9 protein-coding genes are annotated in these 10,389 nt (G+C 55.3%); 6 read left to right on the top strand and 3 right to left on the bottom strand.

Annotated features, from left to right (window positions below; translation table 11 throughout):
* From RMS03_RS07685 to RMS03_RS07660, 6 genes are all read left to right on the top strand, one after another.
* Positions 1-145 (top strand): helix-hairpin-helix domain-containing protein (locus tag RMS03_RS07685; RefSeq protein ID WP_310626494.1); only part of this gene is annotated, 145 nt, incomplete at its 5' end.
* A 24-nt stretch (positions 146-169) separates the two neighbouring features.
* Positions 170-2,965, top strand: a complete 2,796-nt coding sequence (infB, locus tag RMS03_RS07680; protein ID WP_310626493.1) for a translation initiation factor IF-2 — start codon at positions 170-172, stop codon at positions 2,963-2,965.
* A gap of 33 nt (positions 2,966-2,998) precedes the next feature.
* Positions 2,999-3,370, top strand: a complete 372-nt coding sequence (gene rbfA / locus RMS03_RS07675; RefSeq protein WP_310626492.1) for a 30S ribosome-binding factor RbfA — start codon at positions 2,999-3,001, stop codon at positions 3,368-3,370.
* 1 nt (position 3,371) lies between these two features.
* Positions 3,372-4,397 (top strand): tRNA pseudouridine(55) synthase TruB, encoded by a 1,026-nt coding sequence (truB, locus tag RMS03_RS07670; RefSeq protein ID WP_310626491.1) that lies wholly within the window; start codon positions 3,372-3,374, stop codon positions 4,395-4,397.
* A gap of 14 nt (positions 4,398-4,411) precedes the next feature.
* Positions 4,412-6,229, top strand: a complete 1,818-nt coding sequence (gene typA, locus RMS03_RS07665) for a translational GTPase TypA (protein WP_310626490.1) — start codon at positions 4,412-4,414, stop codon at positions 6,227-6,229.
* 131 nt (positions 6,230-6,360) lie between these two features.
* Positions 6,361-7,494, top strand: coding sequence for an enoyl-CoA hydratase/isomerase family protein (locus RMS03_RS07660; protein WP_310626489.1), 1,134 nt, complete (start codon positions 6,361-6,363; stop codon positions 7,492-7,494).
* Positions 7,495-7,502: 8 nt separating this feature from the next.
* Here RMS03_RS07660 and RMS03_RS07655 read toward each other — a convergent pair whose 3' ends face one another.
* Genes RMS03_RS07655 through RMS03_RS07645 form a run of 3 tightly spaced genes read right to left on the bottom strand, consistent with a single transcriptional unit; the run spans position 7,503 to position 10,215 of the window.
* Positions 7,503-8,420 carry a CoA transferase gene (locus RMS03_RS07655; protein ID WP_310626488.1) on the bottom strand — a complete coding sequence of 306 codons (918 nt, stop codon included), beginning with the start codon at positions 8,418-8,420 and terminating at the stop codon, positions 7,503-7,505.
* Positions 8,421-8,426: 6 nt separating this feature from the next.
* Positions 8,427-9,218: a substrate-binding domain-containing protein gene (locus RMS03_RS07650; protein ID WP_310626487.1), complete on the bottom strand. Its 792-nt coding sequence runs from the start codon at positions 9,216-9,218 to the stop codon at positions 8,427-8,429.
* A gap of 22 nt (positions 9,219-9,240) precedes the next feature.
* Positions 9,241-10,215: a tripartite tricarboxylate transporter substrate binding protein gene (locus RMS03_RS07645; RefSeq protein WP_310626486.1), complete on the bottom strand. Its 975-nt coding sequence runs from the start codon at positions 10,213-10,215 to the stop codon at positions 9,241-9,243.
* Positions 10,216-10,389 lie beyond the last annotated feature (174 nt).

Raw genomic sequence — 10,389 nt, 5'->3', positions numbered from 1 at the left:
GTTGGCTGAGAGCGGCGTACACACCCGTGACGATTTGGCCGATTTGGCCGTAGACGAGCTCACAGCCATCACAGGCCAAAGCGAAGAAGAGGCCAAAACCCTGATCTTGAAGGCACGTGAACATTGGTTCACGGGTCAAGAGTAACGGTCATGGCGAGGAAGATCACATATGTCCAGTACGACCGTAGCCGAGTTTGCCAGCGAACTCAAAAAACCAACCGACACTCTGCTTGACCAACTCAAGGCAGCAGGCGTCGCCAAATCTTCTGTCACCGATGTGCTGACGGAAGGTGACAAACAAAAGCTGTTGAGCCATTTGCAAGCCAGCCATGGCACTGCATCGCCTGAACGCAAGAAAATCACCTTGGTCAAAAAATCGACCACCGAGATCAAGCAAGCTGATGCCACAGGCAAGGCTCGCACCATTCAAGTGGAAGTGCGCAAAAAACGCACCTTCGTCAAACGTAACGAGGATGAGGCAACAGAGGTGCAAGCTGCACCTGTTGCGTCTGTCATCGACCATGCCGAGTTGGCTCGCCGTGAAGAAGAAGCCCGCCGTCAAGCAGAGTTAATCCGTCGTCAAGAAGAAGAGTTGGTAGAAAAACGCCGCTTACGCGAAGAACAAGAAGTCAAAGACCAAGCCAAAGCAGAAACCGCCAAAGTCAAGGCGCGAGCCGAATCGCCTGTGGTGCCTGACTCAGCAGCCCCAGATGCCAACGCTGAAGCCACAGAACCTGTGGTGGACATACGCGCACAAGCTGCTGAAGCTGCTCGCGTGGAGGCCGCTGCCGCCTCTAAAGCCCGTGCAGATGAAGACTCTGCTCGTGCGGTTGATTTGGATTCACGTCGTCGCAAAGCTTTGGCTGAAGCCGAAGCCATTCGCCTGATGATGAGCACACCTCAGAAAACCTTGGTGGTTAAAAAACCTGATCCCACACCTGACCCCAAGGCCATCAAAGGTACCTTGCACAAACCAGCCGGTACTCCGAGTCCGCGTCCTGGTGCACCTGCTGCGCCCGGCAACAAAGAAGTCAAGAGTGCCAAGCTGTCTTCCAGTTGGGCTGACGAACAAGCTAAAAAGAAAGCCATCAAAACACGTGGTGACGCGAGTGGTGGCGTGGGCCGCAACAGCTGGCGTGGGGGGCCCAAAGGCCGTCGTGACCGCGACCGTGATGATGACCGCGCACCACAAGCGCCGGTCGAAGCACGCATGCTCGAAGTGCACGTGCCCGAGACCATCACCGTGGGTGAGTTGGCCCACAAGATGGCGGTCAAAGCCTCTGAGGTCATCAAGCAATTAATGAAGCTCGGTCAAATGGCCACCATCAACCAGCCTTTGGACCAAGACACCGCCATGATCGTGGTGGAAGAAATGGGGCACAAAGCAGTGATTGCGGCCTTGGATGATCCAGAAGCGTTCACCGAAGAAGAGGCTTCAGGCCCTCAAGCTGAGTCCATCACACGCGCCCCTGTGGTGACGGTCATGGGCCACGTAGACCACGGTAAAACATCGTTGCTGGACTACATCCGTCGCGCCAAAGTCGCCTCGGGCGAAGCGGGTGGCATTACCCAACACATTGGTGCTTATCACGTGGAAACACCACGCGGCATGATTTCTTTCTTGGACACGCCCGGTCACGAGGCCTTCACGGCCATGCGTGCGCGCGGTGCGAAAGCGACCGACATCGTCATCTTGGTGGTGGCGGCAGACGACGGCGTGATGCCGCAAACCAAAGAAGCCATCAAGCACGCGAAAGCGGCAGGTGTGCCGATCGTGGTGGCGGTCAACAAGATTGACAAACCGGGTGCTAACCCAGAGCGCGTCAAAGGCGAACTGGTGGCTGAAGAAGTGGTGCCCGAAGAGTTCGGTGGTGATTCACCGTTCTGCGAAGTCTCCGCAAAAACGGGTGCTGGCATTGACGAGTTGTTGGAGCAATTGCTCTTGCAAGCCGAAGTGCTCGAACTCAAAGCGCCGCTCGACGCCATGGCCAAAGGTTTGGTGATCGAAGCGCGCCTCGACAAAGGTCGCGGTCCCGTGGCCACCGTGCTGGTTCAGTCAGGTACGCTCCATGTGGGCGATGTGGTCTTGGGTGGTCAAACCTACGGTCGTGTGCGCGCCATGCTGGATGAAAACGGTAAGCCCATCAAATCGGCAGGCCCCTCGATTCCTGTCGAGATTCAAGGTCTCACCGAAGTGCCACAAGCTGGCGACGAATTCATGGTCATGACCGACGAGCGTCGTGCCCGCGAAATCGCCACATACCGTGCTGGCAAAGTGCGCAACACCAAGTTGGCCAAGCAACAAGCGTCCAAGTTGGAGAACATGTTCTCAGACATGACGTCTGGCGAAGTCAAGCTCTTGCCCATCATCGTCAAAGCCGACGTGCAAGGATCGCAAGAAGCTTTGGCAGCCTCGTTGCTCAAGTTGTCCACCGACGAAGTCAAAGTGCAGTTGGTCTACGCCGCAGTGGGTGGCATCAGCGAGAGCGATGTTAACTTGTCGATTGCTTCCAAGGCCGTCATCATTGGTTTCAACACCCGTGCCGATGCCGGCGCGCGCAAGTTGGCAGAAGGCAATGGTGTGGATATTCGTTACTACAACATCATTTATGACGCGGTGGACGAACTCAAAGCCGCCATGTCTGGCATGCTCACGCCCGACAAAAAAGAAGAAGTCATCGGTACCGCCGAGATTCGCCAAGTGCTGCGCGTCAGCAAGATTGGTGCGATTGCGGGTTGTATGGTCACTTCTGGCGTAGTCCGTCGCAGCGCCAAGCTGCGTTTGTTGCGCAACAACGTGGTGGTCTTCACCGGTGAACTCGACAGCTTGAAACGTTTCAAAGACGACGCCAAAGAAGTCAAAGAAAATTTCGAGTGCGGTTTGACCATCAAGAACTACAACGATATCGTCGAAGGTGATGTGTTGGAATTCTTCGAAATCAAAGAGGTGGCACGTACGCTGTAAAGCGTAAGTGACACTTAGAACAAGCAATCCAGCATGGCCCGTAAACCCAGCAGCGCCCCTAACCGCAGCTACCAAGTGGCCGACCAGATCCAGCGCGATCTGGCCGACTTGATTGCGCGCGAGTTGAAAGACCCACGCGTTGGGTTTGTCACTCTGCAAGGCGTGGAGGTCACCCCCGATTACGCCCATGCCAAGGTGCATTTCAGCGTGTTGAATGGTGACCCTGTGAAAACAGGCGCGGGCTTGAACCAAGCTGCAGGCTTTCTGCGCAATGGTTTGTTCAAACGCTTGCACATCCACACTGTGCCTACTTTGCACTTTGTGTATGACCGCACACCCGAACGTGCGTCTGACATGAATGCGTTGATTGCGCAGGCAGTCGCGTCCAAAGCGAAGGCCGATTGAGATGAACATCGTTGGGCAGTCGCAAGAGAGCGATCAGTCTCTCAGCACTCGTATGCCGCGCGTACGGGTGCAACGACGCCCTGTGCATGGCGTGCTGTTGCTAGACAAGCCCTTGGGTTTGTCTAGCAACGATGCCTTGCAAAAAGCCAAATGGCTGTTACGCGCAGAAAAAGCGGGTCACACGGGCACACTCGACCCCTTAGCGACGGGTGTGTTGCCCTTGTGTTTTGGCGCCGCCACCAAATTCAGCCAGCTTCATTTGGATGCGGACAAAACTTATGAGACTACGGTACGTTTAGGTGTAAAAACCAGCACTGCGGATGCTGAGGGTGAGGTTATCGAACAGCGCCCCGTCACTTGTACCGTGGGCCAAGTGGTGGCGGTGTTAGACCGTTTCATGGGGCCGATCACGCAAGTGCCACCCATGTACAGCGCCTTGAAAAAAGACGGTAAAGCTTTGTACGAATATGCGCGCGCGGGTGAGACCGTTGAGCGTGAGCCACGCCACGTGGTGATTCACGACTTAGAGCTGCTGGAGATGCAGCTCGATGGCGAGGCACCATTTTTACGCTTGCGCGTGACGTGCAGCAAAGGCACCTACATCCGAACCTTGGGCGAAGACATTGCAGAGGCTTTGGGTTGTGGCGGTCACTTGAGCGCGTTACGCCGCGTGGCCACTGGGTCTTTTGTGCCAAACGATTGTGTGACCTTAGAAGACTTGACTTCCATGGATGAGCACCAACGCGAAGCGCGTTTGATGCCCGTGTCGTGCCTCTTGTCCGATCACAAAGCGATCACCTTAGATGCGGAGAACGCAGGTCGCTTTTTGAGCGGTGTGCGTCGTCGCGGTACTTGGCCTGACCTTGACCGTGTCTGTGTGTTTGGAGAAAACCCACACGCTTTGCTGGGTAGTGCCCATGTGAAAGCAGGGGAACTGATTCCGGGACGATTGTTGAGTCCCCTTGAAATTCAACAAATTTTGGAAAAATCGCCTGTCAACCAGTCCTTGCTGGCTCAACGGGCATAAAGGAAGAGAGAAGCATGAGTAAGCAAATTCGCAACATCGCCATCATCGCCCACGTTGACCACGGTAAGACCACCATGGTTGACCAATTGCTGCGTCAATCTGGCACTTTCGCCGACCACGAAAAAGTGGTCGACACCGTGATGGACAACAACGCCATCGAACGCGAGCGTGGCATCACTATTCTTGCCAAGAACTGTGCCGTGAGCTGGGAGGGCACCCACATCAACATCGTCGACACCCCTGGTCACGCGGACTTCGGTGGTGAAGTCGAACGTGCCTTGTCGATGGTGGACGGCGTGGTCTTGTTGATCGATGCGCAAGAAGGCCCCATGCCTCAAACCCGTTTCGTGACCAAGAAAGCTTTGGCTTTGGGCCTCAAGCCCATCGTGGTCGTGAACAAAGTGGACAAGCCCGGTGCCAACCCAGACAAAGTGGTGAACGCCGCGTTTGACTTGTTTGACAAACTCGGCGCGACCGATGAACAACTCGACTTTCCCGTGGTCTACGCCTCTGGCATCAACGGCTGGACGTCCCTCGAAGAAGGTGCACCCGGTGAGCAGTGGGGCCCCGACATGTCCGCCTTGTTTGATACCGTGTTGAAGCATGTGCCACCGCAGCAAGGTGACCCTGCGGCACCTTTGCAATTGCAAATTTCTGCCCTTGACTTCTCCACCTTCGTGGGGCGTATCGGCGTGGGCCGTATCAGCCAAGGCACCATCAAACCCATGATGGATGTGTTGGTCATGGAAGGCCCAGATGGCACAGCCATCAAAGGTCGCATCAACCAAGTGTTGAAATTCCAAGGTTTGGATCGCGTTCAAGTGACTGAAGCAGGACCTGGCGACATCGTGTTGATCAACGGCATTGCCGACCTCAATATCGGCGTGACCGTCACAGACCCGACGAATCCTGCGCCTTTGCCCATGCTCAAGATTGATGAACCGACACTGACCATGAACTTCTGCGTCAACACCAGCCCCTTGGCTGGTCGTGAAGGCAAGTACGTGACCAGCCGTCAAATCTGGGACCGTCTGCAAAAAGAACTGCAACACAACGTGGCCTTGCGCGTCAAAGAAACCGACGAAGAAGGTGTGTTTGACGTCGCTGGTCGTGGCGAATTGCACCTGACCATCTTGTTGGAAAACATGCGTCGCGAAGGCTACGAGTTGGCAGTGTCCAAGCCACGCGTGGTGTACCGCGACATCGACGGTGTGCGTCACGAGCCTATCGAATTGGTGACAGCTGATATTGAAGAAACGCATCAAGGCGGCGTCATGCAAGCTCTGGGTGAACGCAAAGGTGAACTCGTCAACATGGAACCCGATGGCCGTGGCCGTGTGCGTTTGGAATATCGCATTCCTGCTCGTGGCTTGATTGGTTTCACCAACGAGTTCTTGAACTTGACGCGTGGTTCCGGTTTGATTTCCAACATCTTCGACAGCTACGAGCCACACAAAGGTGACATCGGTGGCCGCAAGAACGGTGTGTTGATTTCCATGGACGATGGTGAAATCTTCACCTACGCTTTAGGCAAGTTGGACGACCGTGGCCGTATGTTCGTCAAGGCGAACGATCCTGTGTACGAAGGCATGATTGTGGGCATCCACAGCCGTGACAACGACTTGGTGGTCAACGCCACGCGTACCAAGCAGCTCACCAACTTCCGCGTGTCGGGCAAAGAAGACGCCATCAAAATTACGCCGCCGATTGACCTCACCCTCGAATACGGTGTGGAATTCATCGAAGACGACGAATTGGTCGAAATCACGCCCAAGAGCGTGCGTCTGCGTAAGCGCTATTTGAAAGAGCACGAGCGCAAGCGCAATAAGTGATCTACGTGTTCGTACAAAAAGCCGAGGTTTTCGCCTCGGCTTTTTTCATGTGTCACCTGCGTGCATGCGATTGACCACGCCTGCTTTGAATTGAAGAAAATAAGTGCCACTTATTTGAACTAGGAGCAACCATGTCCACCTACACCACCGATGTTCACACCGAGCGTGTGGACCACTTGGGCTTGATCACGCTCAATCGCCCCAAAGCTTTGAATGCCTTGTCGCTGGCCATGGTGCGTGAGCTCAACCATGTCTTGCAAGCGTGGCAAGACGATGCGCAGGTGAAGGCCGTGGTCGTGCGAGGCAGCAACAAAGAAGGCCCCTTCGGTGCGTTTTGCGCAGGGGGTGATATTCGTTATTTCCACCAAGCGGCACTCAGTGGTGATGCGACGCTGGAAGACTTCTTCACCGAGGAGTACAGCCTCAACCATTTGATTCAACACTACCCCAAGCCCTACATCGCCTTGATGGACGGCATTGTCATGGGAGGCGGCATGGGCCTCAGCCAAGGCGCAGCGTTGCGTGTAGTGACCGAGCGCACGAAGATGGCCATGCCCGAGACCCACATTGGCTTGTTTCCAGATGTGGGCGGCGGTTATTTCTTAAGCCGTTGCCATGGCCCTGCATGCCCACAGCACATGGGCGAGTATTTGGCACTCACCGGCCATGTGCTGCGTGGGGGCGAATCGCTGCACGTGGGATTGGCCGATGTAGGTGTGGATGCAGTGGCTTTGCCTGCTTTGTGGGATACCTTGCAACACAAAGATTGGCAGACTGGCGAAGCGGTGGTGGTTTGGTTGCGCGAGCAAAGCCAAGCCAGTACGGCGCAAGCCATGGCGGTGACGCCTGCGTGGCAGAGCACGCCTATTGATGCTGTGTTTGGGCTAGCGACGGTGGCGGCGATCGAACAAGCCTTGCAAGGCGCAGATGAATGGTCGGTACAAACCTTGAAGGCTTTGCATCAGCAGTCGCCTTTGATGCTGTGTGTCACGCTTGAACAAATCCGTCGTGGCCGAACCATGAACCTTGCCGATGACTTGCGCATGGAGCGTGATTTGGTTCGTCACTGTTTCCAGACCCAACACCTGTCACGCCGAGGCGTCAGCAGTGAAACTGTGGAGGGTATTCGTGCCTTGGCCGTTGACAAAGACCATGCGCCCAAGTGGTATCCCACGCGCATTGCAGACGTGACGCCAGAGATGGTGCAACCATTTTTTGAAAGCCCTTGGCCTGCGTCAGCGCATCCCTTGCATCATTTGCGTTGAGTGTCCAATTAACGCGGCAGCGTATGCAGCGGAATGTCTTTGCTGCTGGCCAGCTTGTCGAGTTGCGCGCGTGTTTGCGTAGTCAAGAACTGGGCAATGGCTGTGTGCGTGCTGCGCTTGTGCATTTGCATCGCCGCTTGTTGAGGCAAGCCTGCGGCTTCGCACAAACGTCGCGCAAAGTGCGGCTCTAAGGCGGCCAACGCCACACGACCGTTTTTACACGGGTAGACCTTGTAGCCCGCATGTGCGCCGCCTACATCGCCGCTGGCTAGGGTGAGCCCCCAGGTGCGTGGTAAAGCGAGGTAGGCCGCCGCATCGCTCAAGGCCACTTGGTGAAACACGCCTTGGCCTTGCGAATGGCCAGAGCGTTGACGCAACAACAATGCTTGCAACACCGCTTCGGTGGTGAACAAAGATCCCCCCATGTCGGCATACAGGCTTGCCGGCATTTCAAGGCCGTTGACCAAGCCCGTGTCGGCTTGGTAGGTCAAGTCGTGACCAGCTTCTTCGGCACGTTCTGCAGGTGCACCTACGATGCTCACCACACACAAAGAGGGGTAGCGTTTGTGCAGCTCTTTCCAAGTAAGCCTCAGTTTCACCAACGCCGAAGGCCTAAAGGAAGTGATCAGTACATCGGTTTTCGCCAGTTGTTTGTGCAGAGATGTTTGGCCACGCTCAGATTTCAAATCGGCTTGCAACACTTTCAAACCTTGGTGCATCACGTCGTAGGCGGCGGGTTTGTAGATTCCCATCGGGTCCGCTGGCTTCATGCCTGTCATGGGCATGGGTTCAAGCTTGGTGCACTTGGCACCCATGGCCTGCAAGCGCATCACGGCTGCTGGACCCGGGAGATTGAGCGCGAGGGTGAGAACGCGTATGCCTTTTAAGGACTTATGTGTGAGCGAGTTTGAGTGTGGTGCATTCATGCCCCATTATCGGGAGACGACGGGATCCACACCCGTTTTGCGAATCACGTCGGCTACTTCGGGCGATTGAAAGAAACGAATCAGTTGCTTGGCTGTCTCTTGCTCGGTTGAGCCCATGACTAAACCGGCGGAGAAAAAAATGGTCTGCTGCACAGATTCAGGCAGGGTGCCGATGAAGTCGAGTTCTTTGAAATAAATCAGTTCGCTCACTTGTTGAAAGCCTAGCTCCGCATCACCACGCGCCACAACAGCACCGACGCGTTCGCTCATGATTTTTTTCGCGGTGTCTTTGAGTTGTTCAGCCACACCGAGTTTGGGAAACAACTCGGTGGATAAATATGTGCCACTGGCGCTGGCTGAGTAAGCAATGGATTTGGCGTTGAGCAAGGTTTGTTTCAATGCGTCTACCGTGCTGATGTCTGGCTTGGGTGTGCCTTTGCGAACTGCGGCGCCAATTTGCGAACGCACGAGGTCCACCCGGCTGCCTTGGATGACGTTGCCGTTTTTCACCAATGCTTCCAAACCACCATCAGACAAGATGACCAAGTCGAACTTTTCACCGCGTGAGAAGCGTGTGGGTATGGAGTCAGGCGCATTGCCTACGGAGGCGCCAAAAGCGCTGATGACTTTGTGATTGGTCTTCTTTTCGAACTCAGGCACGAGTTGTTTGTAGGCCTCAGTAAAGGCGCCCGAGGTGATGACGCGAATCTCCGCTGCTTGTGCAAGCTGCGATGCGGCTAAAAATAAACCGAGGCCCGCCAGCAACAGGCGGTGAGTGATAGTAGAGAGGTGTGTCATGTGAATTCCTTCTAGGTATTTTTTATTCGCCTGTGATTTTTCGCTCGCGAATCACACGTCCCCATGTGACCGACTCTTTGGCGATGTACTTGCCCAACTCATCGCGTGTGCCGGGCATGGGTGTGAGGCCGTGACTGTTGAGTTGTTCCATCACATCAGGAGACTTCAATACTTTGACAAGTTCGGTGTTCCAGCGATCCAAGGTGGCGGCGGGAACTTTGGCAGAGGCCACAAAGGCATACCAGTTGGTCGCGCTGAAGCCAGGGTAGCCCGACTCGGCGATGGTCGGGATTTTGGGCAAGGACTTCAGGCGTTGTGTGCCGGTGCTGGCCAATGGGATGAGCTTGCCCGTGTCGATGTAAGCCTGCGAGGTGGAGTAGGTCGAGAAGTAGGCTGCTACGCGGTCACCCAGTAAATCTTGCAGTGCAGGCGCACCGCCTTTATAGGGAACGTGGACGGTGTCAATGCCTGCCATGTCGTCGAGCAATTCCCCTGCGAGGTGAGAAGCCGAACCGGGGCCTGTCGATGCGTAGTCCAACTTTTTGGGGTTTTTCTTGGCGTAAGCGATGTACTCCGCAAAGGTCTTGATACCGGTGCCTGCATGCACCACGAGCACGTTGGGGAAGTTCACACCCATGGTGATGGGGGAGAGGTCTTTCACGGGGTCGTAAGGCAGCTTCATCATGTGCGGCGCAATGGTGAGGGGGCCGACCGAGCCAAACAAAATCGTGCTGCCATCGGTGGGGCCATTGGCCGCAAACTGATGGGCGATGTTGCCGCCTGCGCCACCTCGGTTGTCGATGACCACTGAGGCGCCAATGTTGTCACCGAGTTTTCTGGCGATGATGCGTGCAGCCGTATCGGCCGCGCCTCCTGCGGCAAAGCCCACCACAATGGTGATGGTTTTCTTGGGCGGGAACTCTTGCGCCTGCGAGGTAAGTGTGCATAGGCCCAGTGTGAGTAAGGCGATGCTGTGGCGGAATTTATGCTTAATCATGATTTGTCCTTTTAAATTATTCGCTTCCCAAACCTAAGGAACATCTGCATAACCTTCTTGTAAACCCTGACAGCGTGAACGCCATAGACTGCGTTGAATACACATGAAACAAACCAGCCTATCGATCAGCGGCTTTGAGCTGCAAAGTAAACGCACACGTCGACGAGAGTTTCT

The organism is Limnohabitans sp. (assembly GCF_031538885.1).
Lineage (GTDB): Bacteria > Pseudomonadota > Gammaproteobacteria > Burkholderiales > Burkholderiaceae_C > Limnohabitans.
This window is presented reverse-complemented; position numbering and strand designations above follow the sequence as displayed.

Excerpts from the sequence above, each read along its gene's own strand:
- rbfA (WP_310626492.1), top strand. The coding sequence starts at position 2,999 with ATGGCCCGTAAACCCAGCAGCGCCCCTAACCGCAGCTACCAAGTGGCC.
- RMS03_RS07650 (WP_310626487.1), bottom strand. The coding sequence starts at position 9,218 with ATGACACACCTCTCTACTATCACTCACCGCCTGTTGCTGGCGGGCCTC.
- infB (WP_310626493.1), top strand. The coding sequence starts at position 170 with ATGTCCAGTACGACCGTAGCCGAGTTTGCCAGCGAACTCAAAAAACCA.
- RMS03_RS07655 (WP_310626488.1), bottom strand. The coding sequence starts at position 8,420 with ATGAATGCACCACACTCAAACTCGCTCACACATAAGTCCTTAAAAGGC.
- typA (WP_310626490.1), top strand. The coding sequence starts at position 4,412 with ATGAGTAAGCAAATTCGCAACATCGCCATCATCGCCCACGTTGACCAC.
- RMS03_RS07645 (WP_310626486.1), bottom strand. The coding sequence starts at position 10,215 with ATGATTAAGCATAAATTCCGCCACAGCATCGCCTTACTCACACTGGGC.
- RMS03_RS07660 (WP_310626489.1), top strand. The coding sequence starts at position 6,361 with ATGTCCACCTACACCACCGATGTTCACACCGAGCGTGTGGACCACTTG.
- truB (WP_310626491.1), top strand. The coding sequence starts at position 3,372 with ATGAACATCGTTGGGCAGTCGCAAGAGAGCGATCAGTCTCTCAGCACT.